We start from the raw sequence: 21,814 nt of genomic DNA on the forward strand, positions 1-21,814 counted from the left end.
CAAGTAAATCTTTGATTACCGCACGTATTACCATGTCATTTCCATCTCCAATGGAATTAATAATCCCCGTTATAGGGTGGCCCTACCCCCTTCTCAGCCTCCAGTCTTACATCAAATTCAAGCTTCGGCTCCATGTGGAAAACTTTTCTAATAATTATGATAAAGAAGAATCTTTGTCACACCAATTAGGAGGAGTAATGAACATGTCGAGCTTTACAAGATGGGCCTTCGGAAACAAGGCCGCTATTAGTGTGTTAACCGTACTTATTTTAGTAATGGGGATCATCAGTTATTTTCGACTGCCTATGGAATTTTTACCTTCTGCAGATAATCCCCAAGTAACGATCATTACAATGGGTCATGGAACGGATTCCAAAACAATGGAACTGGAGGCAACTACCCCTATAGAGAAAGCTGTCTCTGGCTTGAACGGAAAATCATCTATTTATTCGCGAACGGGTGATGGCTATTCTTTAGTCGATATCGTATATGAAGCAGGCTATGATATGAAGCAGGCAAAGCAGGAGGTTCAAGAGGCAATTGCAAATCTCTCCTTCCCTTCCAATATTGGAAAGCCTACTGTTTCCCAGCTGCATACCTCGATGATTCCAATTATTAATATCGCCGTAACATTTGAAGACGGCTTGACAGAAGAGAACCTTGCATTTGCTAGCAATGAAATCAAGGCAAAGTACCAAGCAGTTAAGGGCGTTTCGATTGTAGACGTTTATGGAATAACAGAATCCATTATCTCCGTGGATGTAGACGAAGAGAAGCTGGCCGGATATGGAATTCCTATCACCTCCATCATGACCATGTTACAAGGTCAAAATGCCACCATTTCCATTGCAGAGCAGAATATGGAGAATAAATTAAGCAACATCAAAGTAATAGGAGATTTAACGAGCCTTGAAAAACTAAAGGGGCTATCCCTATCACCAGAGGTTTCCCTTGGAGATGTGGCAACAATCAAAGAAATAACGGACTCCGATTATACGAGTCGTTTAAATGGAAAAGATGCATTAGATATCAGCATCATGAAGGATGCAGAGTCGAATGCCGTGACAATCAGTAAGGAAGTAGAAAAGGTAACAAAGGAGCTAAATGAGCAGTTTCCACATCAAGAGGCTGTCATTTACGTTTCTTCCTCTGACATCGTACAAAATTCTGTTCATACGATGATGAAGGAGCTTCTACTTGGAGCTTTATTTGCAACAATCGTCATACTATTATTTTTACGAAATATCCGCTCCACGCTTATCACGATTATCTCCATCCCACTTTCTCTATGCCTTACCCTATTCCTACTCTGGTGCTCAGGGGTGACCTTGAATATCCTAACCCTAGGTGGAGTGGCAGTAGCAGTAGGACGATTAGTGGATGATAGTATTGTGGTTATTGAGAATATTTTCAGGAAAATGCAAACAGAGAAGTTTTCTATTCAAATGGTAATCGATGCTACGAAGCAAGTAGGAGTAGCGATCACTGCATCTACCTTGGCAACTGTTGCAGTGTTTTTACCAATGAGCTTACTAGAAGGCTCTCTACAATCCTTTTTATTACCATTTGCTCTAACAGTCACTTATTCCTTACTCGCTTCTTTACTCGTAGCTTTAACTGTTGTTCCAGTATTGGGCGGCACGCTGTTAAAGAATTCGAAGCTGCCAGAGCACAAGCCTGCAATTCGTTTTCCGAAAGTAGTTGCTTGGTCCCTTAAACACAAATGGATCGTCTTCAGCATTTCTGGACTCCTCTTTGTCGGTTCCATCGGCGCATACTTCCTCCTTCCAAAAGGAGCGGTCGATTATTCATCTGCCGACTATGTATACGCAACGGTAAGTTTCCCAGCGGAAACGCCGATTCCAGAGGTGAAAGAGAAGGCAATAGAATTAGAGGAATTTATCCGTACACTTGATGAAACGGAATTTGTCTTTATGCAAGTGGGATCAGCTCCTGAATCTGCGCAATATGGATATGTCGGCTCCTCTACGGAAGCCACCTTCAGTATTTTATTGCATGACAAAAAAGATATTGAAGAGGTAATAAAGGCACTAGAAACAAAAAGAAATAACTATGCAAACGCAGATTTCGAAGTGGTTGCCTCCTCTTTCATGATGGGAGGATCTAGCACGAGTATCAGGATCGACATTGTTGGGAATGACAAGGAAGCTTTAGAGGGCGTAGCAACGAGAATCGTACCGATAATAAAACAAATAGACGGGGTAGAAAAGGTCACGAGCAATCAAGACGAAAAGAAAACCGTCTATTCCCTTGTTGTGAATCCTTCTAAGGGGAATACAGAGCAAGTAGCGCAGCAACTTGGTGTCATGCTGAACAAAACACCAATTGGAACGATCAGCTTAGATAATAAAACTAAAGCTGTTTACCTAGAGCCGCTGATTGAAGTAGAAAAATCTGCGGACTTGTCAGGGATAGAAATTATGACAAATGAAGGACCTGCCCCGGTGTCATCCGTTGCTTCCTTACAAAAAGAAGAACGCTCTACCGTACAGCTGCATAAGGATGGAAACACCTATTTACGTGTAACTGCTTCTGTAGACCCTAATAAGCTATCGGAGATTGCAAGCGAGATGAATACAGCTATTTTTGGAAATGAAGAGAAGGACGGGATAGACATCCCAGCTGGTACAGACGTCTTTATTGGAGGTTCCAGCAGTCAGCAGGCTGACGAATTTGCAGACCTTTTCTTGATGATGCTTGTCTCAATCGGAATCGTTTTCCTCATCATGGTGATAACATTTAAATCCATTCGGACACCGATTGCGATTCTGTTTTCTCTTCCTCTAGCAGCTATCGGAGCAATTCTAGGGATTATAATCAGTGGAATCTCCATTGACATAACTGCCCTCCTTGGTGCATTAATGCTGATAGGAATCGTCGTAACGAACGCAATCGTGCTACTAGACCGCGTGAAGCAAAACGAAAAGGTCATGAGCATTCGGGAAGCTATCCTTGAAGCAACCGCGACTAGAATGCGTCCCATCTTCATGACAGCAGTTGCCACCATTTCCGCTATGCTCCCTCTGTTATGGAAGCAAGCAGAAGCAGGCAGCCTTGTATCGCAAAGCCTGGCAGTAGTCGTAATCGGCGGTCTGGCAATGGCGACGCTTCTAACACTAATCGTCGTGCCTTGCATTTATGAATTACTTTATTTTAGAAAGGCGAAGAAACAAAGAATAGCAGCATAATATACAACCTCCTAGTCAGCAACTAGGAGGTTTTCTCATATAGACTTTCGCAAGTAAATCAAACAAAACCGTAAGTATTCTCTTGGCTACCACACGTAACTTCGACCAGTAAGCAAGTAATCTATCCGGCGCCGCAAGTAAATTAGAGGTCACCGCACGTATTTCCTTTTTGAATCTAATTACTAATAGGGAAAAAGAAAAAACAGGTGGAAGTGATCCACCTGTTTCTCTTATCGATTCTTTGCAATTTCCGCTGTCGCTGTAAACAATACATCAGAGGATGAATTCAATGCTGTCTCACATGAATCTTGTACAACTCCAATGATGAAGCCAATTGCCACTACTTGCATTGCGATATCATCTGAGATACCGAACAGGCTACAAGCTAGTGGAATTAATAGTAGAGAACCTCCCGCAACTCCAGAAGCACCTGCTGCAGATACTGCGGATAACACCATGAGGATGACCGCCGTTCCAAAATCCACATCAATCCCAAGCGTATGTACAGTTGCTAATGTCAACACGGAAATAGTGACTGCCGCACCTGCCATGTTAATAGTCGCCCCTAGTGGAATAGATACGGAATAAGTATCCTTGTTTAATCCTAATTTTTCTGCAAGTCGAATATTCACTGGGATGTTAGCAGCAGAGCTTCGTGTGAAGAATGCTGTAATCCCACTTTCCTTCAGACACGTAAACACCAACGGATATGGATTCTTTCTTGTATAAATAAATACAATGATTGGGTTAATAATTAATGCAATGATTAACATGGAACCAACTAGCACTAGTAGTAAGCGTCCATAATCTAGGAGTGTGGAAAGGCCATTTGTTGCAACAGCGTCGAAAATTAAACCTAAAATCCCTAGTGGTGCTAGATTAATAACCCACTGTACTACCTTCGAAATAGCATCCGATATATTCTCTAAAACTACTTTTGTCGTTTCATTTGCATGCTTCAGTGTAATACCAAGCACGACAGCCCAAGCTAAAATTCCTATGTAATTAGCACTCATTAAAGCGTCTACTGGATTCGTTACAATATTAAATACCAACGTTTCTAATACTTCTCCTACTCCACCAGGAGGTGCTAGATCCTGTGCAGCATTTTCTAATGTTAACTTTGTCGGGAAAAGGAAGCTCATAACGACGCCAACTACTCCAGCCAAAAGTGTACCAATCGCATATAGGACAAGAATGGAGAAAACATTGCTTTTTGCTCCTAGTTTTTGTTTGGCAATTGCAGTAATAACCAGGAAGAAAACCAGGATAGGTGCAACCGCCTTTAATGCACTGACAAATAACGAACCGAGAATCGTAACCCCGCTTGCTGCTTCAGGTGCCGTAAGGGCTAAAATCAAACCAATGACAATCCCTACTACTATTCTTGTTACGAGACTTAGCTTGTTCCATTTCGATAATAAATTTCTCATGTTTTCCCCTCCTGTTGTATTCTCTAAGAAGATATTTGTATTTCTATAAAATACATAATAACATATTTGAGAGAGGATTTTTATGATGAATTTATTAAAAATCAAATATTTTTATACGTTTAGATAGCATAAATAAGTAAAGACCTCCAATAAGTGCTAAGGATTGCACGAAAGGAGGTCATTCAATCTATTCCTTAAAATCATGATATTTACATTCACTTACCTCACGCTTTGCTGTAAGTGCAAGTGGGATCATTGTTTCAAATAGCAAATCCTCTTCATCAAAGATTAACTTTTTAAGCTCAATATTAAAATAATCACGCATACGAGACTCCGTCATTACCTCCTGTACCGTTCCGGTTATCGCTTTTTTCTTTTTCGCTATCATCAATACCTGATCTGCCAAGTAAAAAGCGTGATTTGGATAATGTGTGTTGATAATACAAGAAATATCGTGATTTCGAGCTAGTTTTTTTAAAGTTTCCAGAATTACTACTTGCTTTTGGATATCTAAATGAGATTCAGGCTCATCTAAAATAAGTACTTCTGGGTCTGATACCAATGTTCTAGCAATAAGTGCTAGCTGCAACTCGCCACCACTGACTTCATTACAGGATTTTTGGGCTAAATGCAGGATACCTACTTCATTTAACGCTTGATGCGCTCGCTCATAATCCTTCTTACGAGGCTTGGACAAAGAGCTTATATATGGAGCGCGACCCATTACCACTAAATCCTCTATAGAAAATCCAAATACCATTTTGTGCGCCTGTGGCACATAGCCTACTCTTTTCCATAGCTCCTTTTGTGCCACATTAGTCAGAGGGACATCATCTATGAGCGTTTCCCCGGTTTTCCATTCATATAAACCAGTTATACATTTTAAGAGTGTCGTTTTTCCAGCACCATTAGGACCAAGAATAGCCATGATTTGCCCGCGCTCTAACGTAAAATTTATGTTCGATTCATAAATAAAGGACTTCTTCTGCTCCCGCTTTTTTTCATAGAAGAAGTTACCTTCACGTACTTCAATTTTCATGACCAGCTACCTCCCGTTTTGCGCAATAAATAAGCAAAGAATGGCGCACCGATAATAGCAGTTAATATGGACAATGGAATTTCTGCAGCTGTAATGGAACGCGCAAGTGTATCGATTACTAAGAGATAAGATCCCCCGAGTGCAAGCGACAGCGGTAAAACCCTCTCGTTATTGTTGCCGACTAGCATTCTAGCAATATGAGGAATAATAAGTCCTACCCATCAAACGATTCCTGCAATGGATACCGCTGCTGCTGTACAGAGGGTCGCCCCTGCAATCACAATCCATTTAAGGCCAGCAACAGAAATACCCAGTGACTTTGCCTCATCATCAGGCAGTGTTAAAATGATTATCAGTGCAACTTTAAATGAGAATATGTATCATTTAAAGTTATATTGATATAGTTAGTTATTAGTATTATTTATAAAAAGGAGATTTTACATGTCAAAATTAAATATTTTGAAGCTAGACGGGGGACATGCATTTGGCTTAGATGGTCGTGCAATGGCTGCCTCCAATGAACCGATGGGCCATGTTACAAACCTTGATCAATATGAGCTTGGGACAACTGATCTTTCTCCCTACAATGTGTTGGTGATTACAGATTTCATTGACCAGGAGTACCTATATGAGAATAGAGAAATCATACAACAGTTTTTAAATGCCGGGAAAATAGTTGTCGCTTGCACCCATATTTTTCGGAGCTGGCTGCCTAGGGTAAATCCTTTCATGCCAAAGAAAATCACAAAGCATGTAGATTACGAAATGGAAATCAGAAAGGCTGATTCTGTCTTCCGTGGAGTAGATATGCAGGAGCTTGCTTATCGCAAAGGAGTTTCCGGATTTTACGCACGTGGATATCATCCTGTTACAAACCCAGAGGTTGAAGTATGGCTTGCTTTCAAAAGTGGTGAACCAATCACATTTGTAGATAGAACCTCTACAAAAGGAACAATACTAGCACATTCCGCACGTGACCTCCTATCTTACGCGACTGGTCAGAACACAACTCAGCTGATAGCTCCTCAAACACTTGAATGGTTAGAGGAAGAAATTGAGAGATTAGAAGAGAGGCAACAAGCATGAGAAAAATAGCTGTTTTATATAGTGGACATGCTCCACACTACCGTACATTCCATGAACCAAGAATAAATCAGTACATAGAAAAGATCATTTACCTTCCTCGCTTTCAAGAAAGTGAACTGGAGGGTATGGATGTATTAATCGTTCCTTCTCAGCTACATGGCAAGCTTCTATTAGAGGCCGCACCAGCGATTATCCGTTTTGCTGACCGAGGTGGTATTGTAGTTGCATTTGGACCTCAACCGTGGGAATGGATTCCGAATCAGCAGTGGGAAAAGCGTCCAACAAACTTTTGGTGGTGGCTAGAGCCAGGCGCAGACAGTGGATTACGTTTAGTAGCCCCTGAATACCCTTTATTCCGTGATGGCCATTTAGATTTACAAGCCTGTACCTGGCACCAGCATGGTGTTTTCCATCTAAAGGATGGCATGCAATCTCTTATCGACATGAAGGATGGCGGGTCCTTGTTGTATGTAGACAAAGTGAGCACGAAAGGTACGTGGATTGTGACTACTTTAGATCCAGACTTCCATTTTGGCTCCTACTTCATGCCAGCAACAGAGCTTTTTTTAATGGGCTTTATTCCATGGTTAGCGGCTGGAGAAATATAATATTCGCTAAACAACCTTTAGTTCTTTGAGAGCTAAAGGTTGTTTTTTCTGAAAAAAAGCTTCTATATACAACTCCGTTTTGGTCCCTCTATCTCTACCTCCTTCGACTAATCTACCTTTTCATATAATCGAACAAGTAACACCTGAAAATTCCCATCTATAACAGACTCTAGTTTCTTTTAATATTTCTTCAATTTTCACTTTAAAATTCTCTAATATTTGTCAAAATACTTCTTGATTACCATTTTAGAGGCGACTCATTAGAAAGTTACCACCCTTATTTACCAGTTTTCCCTCCACAATTTTGTCATAAATTCAATCTTGTTACGGAAAGTTCAAATCTTCCTGAACAAATTGTGAAGTCCGATTTATTTATTAGTTTTTTTGGACAAATGGGAATAAGATAAAAGCACGAGAGGAATTACTCGATAATTATTATTAGATACTACTTACTATTAATTGAGTAGAAAGGGGTACAATGATGAAAAGAAAATTAAAGTGGTCTCTTTTGTTAATGGTTTTCACTATTGCAACAGTGTTAACCGGTTGTGAGCCGCTGCTTGTTTTAGATCCGAAGGGTCCAATGGCCGAAAGACAGGCAAGTGATATTATGTTCTCCATCTGGCTAATGGGTGGAATCGTAATTGTAGTTTTAGCTATCTTAGCTTTTGTTTTATTTAAATACAGAGCTTCTAAGCAAAGCGAGGATTATGAACCACCTCATATAGAAGGAAATAAATATGTAGAAGCACTTTGTATCGGGATTCCTATCATTATAGTTATTGTTCTATCTGTCGTTTCTGTGAAAAGTAACTATATAGTAGAATCTACACCACAAGGCTATGAGGATCAGGAGCCATTAACTATTTACGCTTCTTCTTCAAACTGGAAGTGGCATTTTAGCTACCCAGAGCAGGGTATTGAAACAGTGAACTACTTATATATTCCTGCTAACCGAGCAATTGAGTTTAAGCTTTATTCACACGGACCAATCACTAGCTTCTGGATTCCACAACTTGGAGGTCAAAAGTATGCGATGGCCGACATGGTTACTACTCTTCACTTAGCTGCTGATGTAGAGGGTGAATTCATGGGAAGAAACGCAAACTTTAGTGGTTCTGGATTTGCTGAAAATGTTTTTGATGTAACTGCTATGTCACAGGCTGACTTTGATGAGTGGGTTGAAGAAGTTCATGAGACAGCACCAGAATTAACAGAAGAAAAGTTTGAAGAACTACTTGAGCCAGGCCATCTTGGACGTTCAACTTATGTGGGGACACACTTAGAATTCTCTCCACCACCAAGTCATGACCACGGATCTGATTCATCAGATTCCGAAGATGAAAATGCAGATGATCACTCTCATCATTAAAATGAAAGTTTACTAGATACCTATAGTACAAGCTATAGATTCTGAAAGGAGTACAATAGAATGGATTTCTTTGAGCGTTTTGCCGTTCCACATCCAAGCTTTTTGATATACGCATCTATGGTAGGAATCGGTCTTACAATGGTTGCGATTGTCATTGGAATCACTTACTTTAAAAAATGGGGCTATTTATGGCGAGAATGGATCACAACGGTAGACCATAAACGTATCGGTATTATGTACTTGCTTGTAGCGTTACTAATGTTATTCCGCGGTGGCGTGGATGCCATCATGATGCGCTACCAGCTTTCTATGCCTGATAATACGTTTTTAGATTCACAGCATTATAATGAGGTCTTCTCTACTCACGGGGTAGTCATGATCTTGTTTATGGCGATGCCATTTATCACCTTTTTCTTTAACTATGTCGTGCCTCTTCAAATCGGTGCACGTGACGTAGCATTCCCTAGACTAAATGCTCTAAGCTTTTGGCTGTTCTTCATGGGGATGGGACTATTCAATATCTCCTTCATTGTCGGGGGATCACCAGATGCAGGTTGGACTTCTTACTTCCCACTTGCAGGTAACGAATTCAGTCAATCAGTAGGAACAAACTATTACTTGCTTGCGATTCAAATAGCTGGTCTTGGTACCTTAATGACCGGTATTAACTTTATCGTAACAATCTTAAAGATGAGAGCACCAGGTATGACATTAATGAAAATGCCGATGTTCACATGGTCAGCGTTAATTGCCAATATTATTGTTGTCTTTGCATTCCCAGTATTAACTGTACTGCTTGCAATGGGAACATTGGATAGATTGTTTGGGACTAACTTCTTTACTACTGATAACGGTGGTATGGATATGCTTTGGGCAAACCTGTTCTGGGTTTGGGGACATCCAGAGGTTTACATTCTGATTCTTCCTGCCTTCGGTATATTCAGTGAAATCATCCCTACCTTTGCAAGACGTAACCTGTATGGTTATAAATCAATGGTATTCTCGATGGTTATTATTTCCCTACTGTCCTTTGTCGTATGGGCGCATCACTTCTTTACGATGGGTCAAGGACCAATGTCAAACAGTATCTTCTCTATCACGACAATGGCAATTGCCATTCCAACCGGTGTGAAGATCTTTAACTGGCTGTTCACCCTTTGGAAAGGGAAAATTGAATTTACGACACCAATGCTTTACTCCATGATGTTTATCCCACTATTCACATTGGGTGGAGTTACAGGGGTAATGCTTGCGATGTCAGCAGCAGACTATCAATATCATAATACAATGTTCTTAGTTGCCCACTTCCACAATGTAATCATTCCGGGTGTGGTTTACGCGATGCTAGCTGGTTTAACTTACTACTGGCCGAAAATTTTCGGATTTATGTTGAATGAAAAGCTAGGAAAATGGACTGCATGGTTAATGACAATCGGTTTCGTACTAGCGTTTATTCCAATGTATATCACAGGATTAGACGGTCAAGCACGTCGTATGTACACTTACTCTGAAGCTACTGGATTCAGTATGTGGAACATGATTTCCTTTGTAGGTGCAGGAGTTATGGCTGTATCCTTTATATTACTTGTATATAACATTTACTATAGTATCCGTTACTCTCCAAGAGATATCGGAGACGATCCTTGGGATGCACGTTCATTGGAATGGGCTACTCATACACCAGTGCCTGAATACAACTTTGCTACGCTACCACAGGTTTCTTCAACACAAGCATTTTGGGATTCTAAGAAAAATGGACATAAACTTTTCCCTAACAAAGTGGAAAAGATTCATATGCCAAACAACAGTGGCTTGCCATTTATCATGAGCTGTTTCTTCTTCGTCTTCGGATTTGCGATGGTGTTCAGTATCTGGCCGCTGGCGATTGCTTCCCTACTTGGAATTTTAGGATGTCTAGCATATCGTTGCTTTGAGCAAGACCACGGAAGATATATTTCAGTTGAAGAAGTCGAAGAAACGGAAAGAAAACTGCGAGGTGCTAAAAAATGAAGGTAGATAAGTCACTTCCACTTGAATACAGCACAGAAGAAAACAGATTAAAAATCTTAGGCTTTTGGATTTTCATTGGCGCAGAGGTTATGCTATTTGCTACCCTCTTCGCCTCCTACTTCACCTTGGAGAACCGCATAGGTAACGGTCCTGCAGGTGCAGATATTTTCGAGCTAACACCAGTTTTGATTGAAACAATCTTACTTTTAACTAGTAGTTTTACTATTGGTCTAGCAATACATGCCATGCGAATGAACAATAAAAAAGCAACAATGGGTTTCATTATCGCTACCCTTCTTCTCGGAGCTGGATTCCTAAGCGTTGAGATTTATGAATTTGTTCACTACGTACATGTCGGAGCTGGATTAACGGTAAGTGCATTTACAGCAGCACTTTTAACGACACTTGGAACACACGGATTGCACGTAACATTTGGGTTGTTCTGGGGATTATTCATCCTCTTGCAAATTAGAAAACGCGGATTAATACCAGAGACAGCGAATAAGTCCTTTATTTTCTCTCTATATTGGCACTTCCTAGATGTCGTTTGGATTTTCATCTTCAGCTTCATCTACTTGAAAGGAATGATGTAATATGAAAGAATTATTTCCTCTTAAACAAGTAATGGGCTTTGTGTTTTCCCTAGTGTTGACTGCTATAGCATTGCTGGTGTATTTCACTGATATGTCCTTTGCAGTTGGAATGACCATATTGCTAGTTACAGCATTTGTTCAGGCCGGTTTACAGGTAGTAGTATTCATGCATGCTGGTGAGTCAGAAGACAAGGCAGCAATTTACACGAATGTTTACTATGGCCTGCTAATAGCCCTTTTCACGATCTTTGGTACATTACTTGTAATGGTTTGGGATATGTAAGAGGCTGTAAAATATAATAAATTAAACAAGAAGCACTAATGATTCTATCTTTTGATAAGATCATTAGTGCTTTCTTATTTTGCGCGGGTATAGGTTCTCCGCTGCGTCGGACGCTTTCCGGGGGCCAACAGGATGTTGGTCAGGAAAACGTTGTCACAGGATGTGACGTTCTTAGTTTTCCCTCCCCCAGGCAAGCCAGCACCCAACGCTAACACGTGCGGTTGCGCTGTCTTGCCTGACACCTTGCTCCCACTGGAGTCGCCGACGCTGCTCCGAACCTACAGTGCTTACTGCTAAATATAAATGATTTCCAAATGGTTTTGACTTCGCTTCCCTTCTATTATAAAAAAGTAGCGCAAACCATGACCTTGGCTTGTGCTACTCATGGTAGTATTTTTAATGTAATCTATTAAAGGATCCTTTAAGTAAAAGCAGAGAAACCTGTCCAAACTATCTCCAACAAGTCCTAGCAAAATGAAGCCATGATTACTGCAAAATCTCATAGAGCGGCCTTCACTTTATTTTCAAACTCGTGTACATCCATCTTGGTCGCATGCTGAAAGCCCTTTTGAAAATCACCTGTCTTTTCTGTTTCGGTAAGGATTTCATCGAAGATTGTACTACCAAACTCTTCTGCAAGTGATTGGATATAATAAGAGGATTGATAATAAATATCATAAGTGGGATTGGTTCTATATTCATTCCAACCTTCCCTTGTTGATAAGCGTGCCAAAGGGATAATTTCAGTATCTATAGTAGGCTGAGCATGACCATCACTTCCAAAATAATCGGCTATCCCCTCCGAAAACCATTTTGGAATATCTGTGTCGTCAAGCCTAACTCTGATAATCGCTGAGTTAATACATAATGCGTATACTCATGTATTACATTTTTATTGTAAAGCGAAATGGTTGGTCCTACTTCGTTCAAAATACCTTCTCGGTTTTCCGGTAATATACCCAACATATTTTGTTGTGCTGAATGAAATCCAATGGCATAGGCTAGTCCTGAAAAGCTTTCTATTTGCTCATTAGTAGAAAAAAGCACAACATCAAGCGGTTTACTATAAGACCCTAAAAGCTTCTCATTTATATTCATTCCTTTGGTTAGAGCTTCTTTCGTAGCGGGTATGAGCTCTTTATCAAAATCACTAAAATAAATCGTGACATGCTGAAAATCTTCCTTATTATAGTCTTTTAAGAGTTCTTGCTTTCTTTCCGTTTCAACCTTTTCAGCAACATAGGCAACTGCTAATTTTGGGATCTCTTCAATTTTTATTATAAATAAGACCAACCCCATAATGACAGCCGTCATCACCACTACGATAGCCGTTATGTAGAGTACTTTTTTTGACATGATGCAAATCAGTCCTTTATTTCAAAATAAAAGGTATTTAGAGATTGCTCCCTAAATACCTTTTACGAAAGCTTTAGATGCTCTCATTTCTATATTTTTTGCCGTTTAAAACCATTTCTTCTGACGCTACTAGGATCATCCCAATAATGAATGTGAACGACGCTGCCATTACTAAGCCAATGCCGATTCCCATGACAGTTCCTTGCCCACTAGTCATTATTCCATAGAAGAAAACTGCTACCCCAATCGTTAATAAAACTGCACCAAATAGCTTTGTAGCGTGTAGCATTTTAACGTATGTTTCCATTTCAAACACCCCTCTTGTTTCTTATTATCAAACTCGTTCACAATTTTGTCAATAATTTTTGTCTATTATATGAACGAATTTGAATGAAAACTAAGGCTGTCTTATCAGTCAGTGAAATTTAAACTTAGCTTTTGAAAAAACCTAGCCTCTATACATGGAGATACATGTCTCCAACTATATATACGCATCATGAAGGAAAAGCAGTACATTTAACTTCTACAGGAAACCAAGCGCTTAAGTAATGCAGCTTTGCAAATACTTAATTTAGTGGGTCTTAACATTAATATTCCTTGAATAGCATCTCTTTAAACATAAAAAACCTCATGCTAGCTATTTGCTAACATGAGGTGTGTGGTGATTTATTTCATTACATTGCAGTTAATCCACCATCGATAACGAATTCAGAACCTGTAGAGTAGCTGGATTCATCAGATGCTAAGTATAGAACAAGGTTAGAAACTTCTTCTGATTGTGCTACACGTTTTAATGGAATATGCTTAGCGAATTCTTTGATTGCTTCAACAGCATCTCCTTGGCTAACCATTGGCGTTTCAATAACACCTGGATGTACAGAGTTAACACGAATGCCAAAGTGAGCTAATTGAAGTGCAGCAGCTTTCGTCATACCGCGTACAGCGAACTTTGTATCTGTATAACCAACTGCTCCTCCTACAAGACCGTTCATAGAGGAAATATTTACGATAGAGCCGCTTCCAGCTTTTTGCATAGAAGGAACAACCGCTTTCGTTCCAAGGAATACAGAAACTTGGTTGATCTCCACGATTTTACGATATTCTGCTTCCGTCATTTCCATTAATGTTTTATTCATGCTGATTCCAGCATTGTTTACCAAAATATTCGCTGGACCAAAAGCCTTTTCCGTTTCTTCGATAACTTTTTGCCAGTCAGCTTCTTTTGTCACGTCTTGTTTCACAAATAATACGTTTTCACCTAACTCTTTCGCAAGGGCTTGTCCGCCTTCTTCGTTTAAGTCTGTAAAAACTACCTTTGCTCCCTCACGAACAAATGCTCGGACATGTGATTCACCCATACCGCGTGCTGCACCTGTCACGATTGCTACTTTATTTTCTAAACGTCCCATTGTGATGACCTCCGTTAAACAACTTATTATATATAATCGATTACAACTCTATTATACAGTAAATTTTTCATAAAATAAATAAAATATATAATAATTATATATTTGGAATAGGTAAAATGTTTTATATTTTTTAAAATTCTCTTAAACAAATAGTTTCATTTATTAACAAAAAATACCTATTAAGAAATTAGCGCATCTATCTTTTTGTTTCAATGCTTGGTAACGGAATAATCAAGCATTGGATGGGAAAAATAAAGGGGAACTTTCTTTTCTAAGTTCTTTTCTTGTTACGCTTACCTTCTTCCTCGTGATGATACGGAGAAGAAAAATTATCCTTTGGGAGGAATGCTATAATGACGCAAAACCAACAAAACCTTAGCAATAAACATGCCTATATCCGCTTCATGGTGGGCTCTATTATGACGGCTTATGGCACAATCCAACTGATCCGTGATCCCAAAAGTACAAAGGGACAATTGGCTATTCTTTTCGGAGCAATGAAAGCAGCGGAAGGAGTAACAAATTACTGTCCTAGAAAAGCGATGACTTCCAGTATGATGGATGGTAGCTTTAAGCAAAGCATGATGAACAACAGTATTACGCAGTCTTTATTTGGAGGCTCTGATAGTAACACTCAACAACAGAGTGGAGATAATGCTGCTAGTTCAAACCATGATAGCAGCAATATAATGCAAACCGTAGGAAATATTGCAAAATCAATGTCCGATGAGAATAGCACACAAAAGAATCAATCACAAAGCTCAGGGAAACAAAGCAATCATAATACTAGTGGGCAGAACGCGCAAAATAATAGCACCGGTGAAGAGGTTATCCAAGCAGTAGGTACGATAGCAAAAACTATCTCCCCACAAGCAGGGACTATCATTGACAGCGTGGCTAAGATGGCTGAAACCCAAGCAGACTCTTCAAATGCCCAAAACAGTAATACGGGGAATTCCAATGAACAAAAGAATGCGTCCTCTGGTTCTAATGCTGGATCTAGCGAAAAAAATACAAATAAGCAAACATCATCCCCTAAAAAACAAAAAAATGACCAACAGGCCGACACAGGAACCACTGCCCTTAACGCAGACTCCCAAGATCAAGACACCTCTAAATACTTGCATTGATTTATCCCAGTGTAAGCATGCCCCTGCTTTGACGCAGGGGTATTTTTTGTATTGTTTCTGTCCCTGTGTAAGAAACAAATATGAAATTCACGTTTGTTTAAACTAACACGTATGTTTCTAACCCAGGGAGACCGGTCGCCATTCTCCTAAGAAGCCGTTTTGAATGGCATAGTCATACATATGTACAAGCTTTCTCTCGCTATACGTCTCCATTTGCTCGTAGGCGATCCATGTATTGTTGCGTTTCACTAACTCTTCAAGATATTGCTCGTGTGCCAAGCGGTTGCTTTTACTTGTATTACAAGAAGGGCAAGCAAGGACAAAATTCCACAGGACATCATTTTGTACGTAGCTCCAAGGTACGAAGTGATCCACATGAGACCGTTTCAGTGGCTTGTTGCAATAAAAACAGTGCTCTTCCCCATATTGCTTCAACAACAACTGGAATTCTGCAAGCGACTGTCTAGCAGAGACAAACTCGACCTTCGTCAAAATGTGCTCCATCGCTTCCTTTGTATTGTATTTCTCTAAAAATAGTGCTAGCTGATAATTCGTTACATTCATCAGGATTTTCTTATACTTTTCAAAGAAAACGATATAAGGAGGGGCAAGCTGAAGCCAGCCTTCTCTTTTATGAAAAGAATAAATAGTACCATTAAAGGACTTATAAAAGGAGCCATAGACATTTTTCTTGTAGATAACAGAAACATCTTTAATTAACTGCTCCTGCTGGGTCTCTGGTATTCTCTCAAAATTCCATTCACTCGGTATATTGTGCTTTCGCTGAAAATCTAAAATAACCTGCTCTACCCCACTCCGCTTATCCTTGGAGTTCATCTGCCCCAGCTGGTAGGTAATCGCTAGATTCCAATAGATTTTCGTCACATGTCTCGTCACCTGCAAAAAACTCAGTCGACCACTATCACTGATTTCCGGCAAGCTCTCCAGTAAAGCTTTCATTAACACATGCTTATAGGTAGTCGTATGATGGGCGTGCATCAAAAAATGCTGGGTATACCTCCACATATCACTTTCCGTAAGGTACACTTCCTTCGCTTCAGCTACGTTTAATTCCCAGCTCATCATTATCACTCCTTCGGCTGTCCACATAAAAAAAAGACCATTCAACTTGCTAATTAAACACTTATATCTATTCCTTATTTAACCAGGTAAAGAGTGTCACAGCAAGGCCGTATAAAAAACAAATATACTTTTGTATAAACTTGGCTATTCATTTGGTATATAATAAATTTATCTGATAAATCTATTAATTTAGCGTGAGTAGGGTCCTGCACCTGATGACTTTATTATTAAATAAATAGAAAAAATATATATTTAGGAGGTAGAAATGAGCTTATTAAAAGAATCTAATACACTATTCGGCTTTATCATCTCATTCATACTAAGTGTAATCGCAATTTATCTTGCAGCAATCGACAATAGCTACTGGGTGGCTTTTCTAGTCGTTTCACAAATCTTATTATGGTTAATGGTTTATAGAGCCGACAAATTTTATAAGGGAAGATAAACTAGTTTAGCTTCCTACACTTCTTAGATAGATGGATTAATATTGTTGTTTCACCCCTTTTCTTTTAAAAGGATGGATATTTTTAAACTTAACATACCATACATAAGTCTCTCATTATTTGTTACGTTGGCTCTTTGTTTTATTCCGCTAGAGGGAAGCACTACCAAAAGAGCAACCAATCCCCTGATAGAATACTCCTAAAATCCTTTATACTTAATATTGTTGAATTAAAAACGGAAAGAGTAGCTTTCTCAGGATATTTATATGTGTCATTGCCTACCTGAAAGGTTCTACTCTTTTTGGTGCCATACAAATACAAGAATCGTCCGGTCATAGACTTGGGCGATTTAATAGATTTTGTTGCTCTAAATCAATATTTTATAAAGTTTTCGGGAGGTACTATTATGTATTGCACACATTGTTCTGAGACTATTTCAGAGTTAGCAGAAATCTGTCCAAAATGTGGAGTAAGACAGAATACAGTCAAGAACTATTGCTACAACTGCGGAGAATCTGTAAGTGACGTTCAAGAAATATGTACAGCTTGCGGAGTGAACGTAAAGAAAAGTAAATCTACAAACGGAGAAGGAATGCATCCAGCAATCCCTGCATTATTATCTTTCCTACTTACAGGGCTAGGCCAAATCGTGAATGGCCAAGTAGCAAAAGGAATTTTGTTCTTCGTTCTTTCTATCATCTTCAGTATCATTACTTTAGGATTTTCCGTATATATTACAATGCCAGTAGTCATCATCGATGCCTATTTAATCGCTAAAAAACGAAAAGAAGGCAAAAAAGTAGAGAACTTTGAATTCTTCTAGTTGTGTCTGTCCCTGGGTCACAAACAATCATGAAAATTAAAACAATCACGTTTGTTTAAACAAACGTGATTGTTTTTTACATAGGGACAACCTTTAGGGTAAACTGAACATATCCTAAATTAAATGAGGGGGCTAATTATGAACACTTTTTTTCAAAAAGTTATGCCCAATGTGTTATCGACTGACCAGGTTTTGCGCGATTTTTGGTTAGCTCAATTACAGGAGTATCCGAAGGTTCCAGTTTCCTTAACAAATGAAATAGTCGCTTTTTGCGGTGAGCATGAGGAAGCAAGAAAGACACTATTGTTACATGGTGATGATTTTCCAAAAGATGAAAAGACAATCGAATTATTATTGCAATGGCTTCCTGAATGGCCATTTAATAAAATTCACTTAGTTCGTGGATTTCTTGAAAACACACCTCCCCATATTTTATTGAAGTACGAGGAACAGTTAACCTTTTATATGTCTAAAATCTATATGAATGCGAGAAAACGCTTCTTAGCTTTTGAAGACAAAACAGAAGAGGACTTAGAGCCATTATGGGAGCTCTATGGAGAATTTACCTCTGATTTAAATCGTAACTTTGATAAGGGCGCATTTGGGAGCGCTAAATTCGTGCAGGATATTCTCATTCAGACAGGTGAATATGATGAAAATGAAGCACGCCAAGTTATTCGTGACGAGCTAGAAGAAGAGTCATTTAGTCCAAACGGTATTTTAGCCGTTCGTGCAGCTGGCATCTTTCAACTGCACGACTTGATACCAGAGATGGTACAGTTGCTTCCACGCTATGAGGATGTATTGATAGAAGAAGTTTGCAAAGCACTTATTTCATTGCAATCTGACAAGGTAGTCAGTGCAGTTGCTCCCCTTATAGCAGAAGAAGATACATTTATAGTTGCAATTTCCATTTTAAAAGAAATAAAAACTCCTTTAGCAGAGAAAGCTTTGGTCGAGGCCTATTCTCAAACAAATGATGTGACAAAACAAGAGCTACTCATTGAAGCGTTAGCAACTCATTTTTCTGAGCATACCTTTCTATTGATAGAGCAATATATTGCCAATGGTAAAACTGCTGGAATGTGTGATATGGAAGAAATATTTTATGCGTTTTATAAAGCAATGAATCGTGAACATCCAAAGTTAGAAGCTTGGCGTAATGAAGTTGTCGAACGGAATGTGCAGTTTGAAAAAGATATGAAAACAATCGATATGAAAACCATCATGCGAGATACATATGGGAAAATTGGTCGCAATGATCCTTGCATTTGTGGTAGTGGAAAGAAATACAAAAAATGCTGTGGGAAATAAACATTATAGAAAAAGGTCATCTTCCTATTATTTTAGAAGATGACCTTTTTTATACGATATGCAATTCAGCTCGCTCAATTAGACTGAATTTGAAAGATCCTTACGCAAACCTACTCTTATTTTCAAATATCATTTTTCAATCAATTCTAAAAAATCGCTAGTCAATTTACCATCCTCATCTTTATATACAACTTCTTCACATAAGATACAATAACCAGCCCCATCTTCCATAGGAAAAAAACAAACGGGACAATTCACTTCATTTCCCATATGGCACACTCCAGTTTTAGATAGTCTGAACAATCACGTTCTGTTGATTCCTATAGCATTTCTGTTAGACCGGAGGCATTTGATCCATCATATCTTTTAATTTTTGTATCTTTGGTAGTTCACTGATGACTAATTCTACTCCTGCTAATTTGGCAAGTGGTTGTAGGATATCTATCATTTCTCTTTTCATATAAATCTTCTTTGGACGGATAGGTAGTTCTAGGAGCATGGTCCAAAAAACTTGCTGTTGAAAAATTGGAATTTTTGGGAAGGGCATCATTTCATTAACGTAAACCTGACCGGTCATACGGTCCATCACGATGTATAAAAGAGGATAGATTGTACGTTCTTCTTTTTCAGAAATTCCAAATGGCAAATAAAACATATCATATTCCAGCTCTAAGCTACTTTTCTTATTTCTCTTAATCCTAGCTATTTCAATATCGTTGACTTCAATTTCTAGCTTGTTCTTTTGAAGTGGGACATTAATCAGTCCTTCAAATTTCACCTGTCCATCATCATATATATGGAATGCAGGAAACTCATGGGTAGCAACTTGCGGATATTGCCAACCCTCTTTTCGCATTTGCGTTACTTTGATCATCCCATGTACGATCATTTTCATAATCTCTACGTCAGAATATAACGGGATGATTGGCTCAAGTCCCTGCTCATAAGAACGAAAAGAAATCCAATTTTTTTTGCCTCTGAAGCTTAAACCATTATCCTTTATCAGATCATAATCTTGTTTTTCTAGTTCAGCACGGTCGAGGTAATTTACCGTTAAGGCACTAAGATCAAAGTGAAAATCATCAGGCAGATACCCTCCATCAAGAATAGCAGCAAGTGATCTATACCCATGTTCCTGGTCATATATCATAACGCCATACTCTTCCCCACCAGCACCCATAACAGAAACAAAGTAAGTAGCACCTTTTAAATGAAGGGCAATGATGTCTTCATTCCCAAAATATTGCCACGGCTTTAACTTCTTTAGTTCATCCGCATACCCAAGCAGGGTCAAATAATCGGGCTCTAATAATTGCTCCATATAGGGCATCTCATCCAGGAAGCGAAGGTTATCATTAATGGCCTCTATATCTACCTCTTTGTTACTGTCGTATAAATTCCCGGCTCCAGCAACACATTGATATGGCTTTTCTGTATCTTCCATAACTTTCTCCAACATTACGCTTAGTTCTTCTTGTTCGTCCAAGATTACAAGCATTTCGTCTCCTTCTTTTATAAACCACTTTCCAATTAGCTCTTCCTCACTATCCAAAACTTCTTCATCGTCATAAAATGCAAATGCTTCTTCAGCAGGCATACCATTTCGGCGGATGATTTGATAGACAGGCTCTACCATTTCTTCTATTTCAAAAGCCGCACCAATGACTAACTCGAAATCATATAGTGTTTGATCAGATTTTATTTGGATAACTCGAAATATATCCCGATTTTTTTCCACTCTAAGTTGTAGCATCACTTTGCTCCCTTCTATACTTACATAACCCCCGCTCGTAAAGGTGCATTATCTTCCCACATTCTCAATTAATTTTACAAAACTATACGCCATGTGACTACCAAATGATATGGTCATAATCTCCATATCTCAGTTCTCCTGATGAAACACCATGGCGAATTGCTTCTTCATCCACATAAGCTTTAAAGCGCTCGTAATCGGTTGTGTTCTCTGATACTCGTTTTGCAAAAACACTTAGCTTTTTTACACGCTCTTCAAGCTCAAGCTCCATCCATTCCATGTTCAAATAATCGATATACTGAGTATAGGTATCCCTATAAAAACTATAGTCAAAGATTGATTTACTTTCGGCATATCTTCTCACAGTAGCAAATTGTCTCGGAGTGACCGTTTCTTCTATTAGATTTAATAACTGATGTTGAAATAAACGAACTGCTGCTATATTTCCATCCCACTTATGTACTTTCTCTCTTCGCTCATATTCCTCAATGAACGTATTTAAAACAAACATAATATACAGCATCTCTGGCCAAAATGCTTCAAAGGATAAATACAAATTTTGCTTTGTCCCTACCAATGATAGATATTTCATCTGCTCATGATCGAGACCATGGTCCTTGAACCCCGCATTGCGATGTCCCATTAGTGCATGACGTAGGTCGTAGCATAAACCGAGCACTCGCATTCTCGCATTTTTTAAACCAGGTGAATCTCCTTCTCCCCCAACAATTTGATGCAGGGCATCGTATAGCTGTTCTAAATCGTCTTTATCTCCACATATTAAAACACCTGTCATATTAGGCGTATGATTGACTGTAATCATCTATTTACCTCCTAAATTGTGTCTGTCACTGGGTCACAAACAAACGT

General features: G+C 39.1%; 21 protein-coding genes and 1 pseudogene. 11 read left to right on the forward strand and 11 right to left on the reverse strand.

From position 1 onward, the window contains the following. The first annotated feature begins 203 nt into the window (after positions 1-203). On the forward strand, positions 204-3,209 hold the full coding sequence (locus AC1VU3_RS10300; RefSeq protein ID WP_482983406.1) for an efflux RND transporter permease subunit: 3,006 nt from the start codon (positions 204-206) through the stop codon (positions 3,207-3,209). A gap of 230 nt (positions 3,210-3,439) precedes the next feature. On the opposite strand, the gene sstT is transcribed toward AC1VU3_RS10300, so the two are convergent. The 3 genes and pseudogenes from sstT to AC1VU3_RS10315 all read right to left on the reverse strand — a co-directional run. Then, positions 3,440-4,642: a serine/threonine transporter SstT gene (gene sstT, locus AC1VU3_RS10305; protein WP_480388499.1), complete on the reverse strand. Its 1,203-nt coding sequence runs from the start codon at positions 4,640-4,642 to the stop codon at positions 3,440-3,442. A 187-nt stretch (positions 4,643-4,829) separates the two neighbouring features. Beyond that, on the reverse strand, positions 4,830-5,681 hold the full coding sequence (locus AC1VU3_RS10310) for an ABC transporter ATP-binding protein (protein ID WP_480388500.1): 852 nt from the start codon (positions 5,679-5,681) through the stop codon (positions 4,830-4,832). Further along, a pseudogene (locus tag AC1VU3_RS10315) lies at positions 5,678-6,028 on the reverse strand (FecCD family ABC transporter permease); the annotation flags it as partial. The gene AC1VU3_RS10310 and the pseudogene AC1VU3_RS10315, both read right to left, overlap by 4 nt. Positions 6,029-6,122: 94 nt before the next feature. On the opposite strand from AC1VU3_RS10315, the gene AC1VU3_RS10320 reads away from it, so the two are divergent. The 6 genes from AC1VU3_RS10320 (at position 6,123) to qoxD (ending at position 11,633) form a co-directional block, all read left to right on the forward strand. After that, complete coding sequence (locus AC1VU3_RS10320; protein ID WP_480388501.1) at positions 6,123-6,767, forward strand: phosphate starvation-inducible protein PhoH; 645 nt, start codon at positions 6,123-6,125, stop codon at positions 6,765-6,767. After that, positions 6,764-7,375 (forward strand): hypothetical protein, encoded by a 612-nt coding sequence (locus AC1VU3_RS10325; RefSeq protein ID WP_482983407.1) that lies wholly within the window; start codon positions 6,764-6,766, stop codon positions 7,373-7,375. The genes AC1VU3_RS10320 and AC1VU3_RS10325 overlap by 4 nt, the downstream gene beginning before the upstream one ends. Positions 7,376-7,856: 481 nt before the next feature. Further along, positions 7,857-8,747: a cytochrome aa3 quinol oxidase subunit II gene (qoxA, locus tag AC1VU3_RS10330; protein WP_480388503.1), complete on the forward strand. Its 891-nt coding sequence runs from the start codon at positions 7,857-7,859 to the stop codon at positions 8,745-8,747. A 60-nt stretch (positions 8,748-8,807) separates the two neighbouring features. Further along, on the forward strand, positions 8,808-10,757 hold the full coding sequence (gene qoxB / locus AC1VU3_RS10335; RefSeq protein ID WP_480388504.1) for a cytochrome aa3 quinol oxidase subunit I: 1,950 nt from the start codon (positions 8,808-8,810) through the stop codon (positions 10,755-10,757). Then, positions 10,754-11,350, forward strand: coding sequence for a cytochrome aa3 quinol oxidase subunit III (qoxC, locus tag AC1VU3_RS10340; RefSeq protein WP_480388505.1), 597 nt, complete (start codon positions 10,754-10,756; stop codon positions 11,348-11,350). Before qoxB ends, qoxC begins: the two co-directional genes overlap by 4 nt. Position 11,351: 1 nt before the next feature. Continuing rightward, the gene (qoxD, locus tag AC1VU3_RS10345; protein ID WP_480388506.1) at positions 11,352-11,633 is read left to right on the forward strand and encodes a cytochrome aa3 quinol oxidase subunit IV; all 282 of its coding nucleotides are present in this window, start codon (positions 11,352-11,354) and stop codon (positions 11,631-11,633) included. 499 nt (positions 11,634-12,132) lie between these two features. On the opposite strand, the gene AC1VU3_RS10350 is transcribed toward qoxD, so the two are convergent. The 4 genes from AC1VU3_RS10350 to AC1VU3_RS10365 form a co-directional block, all read right to left on the reverse strand. Beyond that, the gene (locus tag AC1VU3_RS10350) at positions 12,133-12,366 is read right to left on the reverse strand and encodes a hypothetical protein (RefSeq protein WP_482983408.1); all 234 of its coding nucleotides are present in this window, start codon (positions 12,364-12,366) and stop codon (positions 12,133-12,135) included. Between the two features lie 59 nt (positions 12,367-12,425). Beyond that, the gene (locus AC1VU3_RS10355) at positions 12,426-12,989 is read right to left on the reverse strand and encodes a hypothetical protein (protein WP_482983409.1); all 564 of its coding nucleotides are present in this window, start codon (positions 12,987-12,989) and stop codon (positions 12,426-12,428) included. Positions 12,990-13,062: 73 nt separating this feature from the next. Beyond that, on the reverse strand, positions 13,063-13,296 hold the full coding sequence (locus AC1VU3_RS10360; protein WP_480388508.1) for a hypothetical protein: 234 nt from the start codon (positions 13,294-13,296) through the stop codon (positions 13,063-13,065). Between the two features lie 367 nt (positions 13,297-13,663). Continuing rightward, positions 13,664-14,398 (reverse strand): glucose 1-dehydrogenase, encoded by a 735-nt coding sequence (locus AC1VU3_RS10365; protein ID WP_480388509.1) that lies wholly within the window; start codon positions 14,396-14,398, stop codon positions 13,664-13,666. A 353-nt stretch (positions 14,399-14,751) separates the two neighbouring features. On the opposite strand from AC1VU3_RS10365, the gene AC1VU3_RS10370 reads away from it, so the two are divergent. Continuing rightward, the gene (locus AC1VU3_RS10370) at positions 14,752-15,528 is read left to right on the forward strand and encodes a YgaP family membrane protein (protein WP_480388510.1); all 777 of its coding nucleotides are present in this window, start codon (positions 14,752-14,754) and stop codon (positions 15,526-15,528) included. 117 nt (positions 15,529-15,645) lie between these two features. On the opposite strand, the gene AC1VU3_RS10375 is transcribed toward AC1VU3_RS10370, so the two are convergent. After that, positions 15,646-16,611, reverse strand: a complete 966-nt coding sequence (locus AC1VU3_RS10375; protein WP_480388511.1) for an HNH endonuclease — start codon at positions 16,609-16,611, stop codon at positions 15,646-15,648. Positions 16,612-16,876: 265 nt separating this feature from the next. On the opposite strand from AC1VU3_RS10375, the gene AC1VU3_RS10380 reads away from it, so the two are divergent. The 3 genes from AC1VU3_RS10380 to AC1VU3_RS10390 all read left to right on the forward strand — a co-directional run bounded on the left by AC1VU3_RS10380 (position 16,877) and on the right by AC1VU3_RS10390 (position 19,191). After that, positions 16,877-17,056: a hypothetical protein gene (locus AC1VU3_RS10380; protein WP_480388512.1), complete on the forward strand. Its 180-nt coding sequence runs from the start codon at positions 16,877-16,879 to the stop codon at positions 17,054-17,056. 404 nt (positions 17,057-17,460) lie between these two features. Then, positions 17,461-17,877: a double zinc ribbon domain-containing protein gene (locus AC1VU3_RS10385; RefSeq protein WP_480388513.1), complete on the forward strand. Its 417-nt coding sequence runs from the start codon at positions 17,461-17,463 to the stop codon at positions 17,875-17,877. A gap of 138 nt (positions 17,878-18,015) precedes the next feature. Continuing rightward, the gene (locus tag AC1VU3_RS10390; RefSeq protein WP_480388514.1) at positions 18,016-19,191 is read left to right on the forward strand and encodes an SEC-C metal-binding domain-containing protein; all 1,176 of its coding nucleotides are present in this window, start codon (positions 18,016-18,018) and stop codon (positions 19,189-19,191) included. A 129-nt stretch (positions 19,192-19,320) separates the two neighbouring features. Here the strand turns inward: AC1VU3_RS10390 and AC1VU3_RS10395 are convergent, their stop codons facing one another. From AC1VU3_RS10395 to AC1VU3_RS10405, 3 genes are all read right to left on the reverse strand, one after another. After that, entirely contained in the window at positions 19,321-19,461 is a 141-nt protein-coding gene (locus AC1VU3_RS10395; protein WP_480388515.1) for a hypothetical protein, read from the reverse strand. Positions 19,462-19,525: 64 nt separating this feature from the next. Then, positions 19,526-20,944 carry a DUF7309 domain-containing protein gene (locus AC1VU3_RS10400; protein ID WP_482983410.1) on the reverse strand — a complete coding sequence of 473 codons (1,419 nt, stop codon included), beginning with the start codon at positions 20,942-20,944 and terminating at the stop codon, positions 19,526-19,528. Between the two features lie 97 nt (positions 20,945-21,041). After that, the gene (locus tag AC1VU3_RS10405; protein WP_482983411.1) at positions 21,042-21,767 is read right to left on the reverse strand and encodes a DUF6904 family protein; all 726 of its coding nucleotides are present in this window, start codon (positions 21,765-21,767) and stop codon (positions 21,042-21,044) included. Positions 21,768-21,814 lie beyond the last annotated feature (47 nt).

The organism is Psychrobacillus sp. Z16_25, assembly GCF_056856695.1.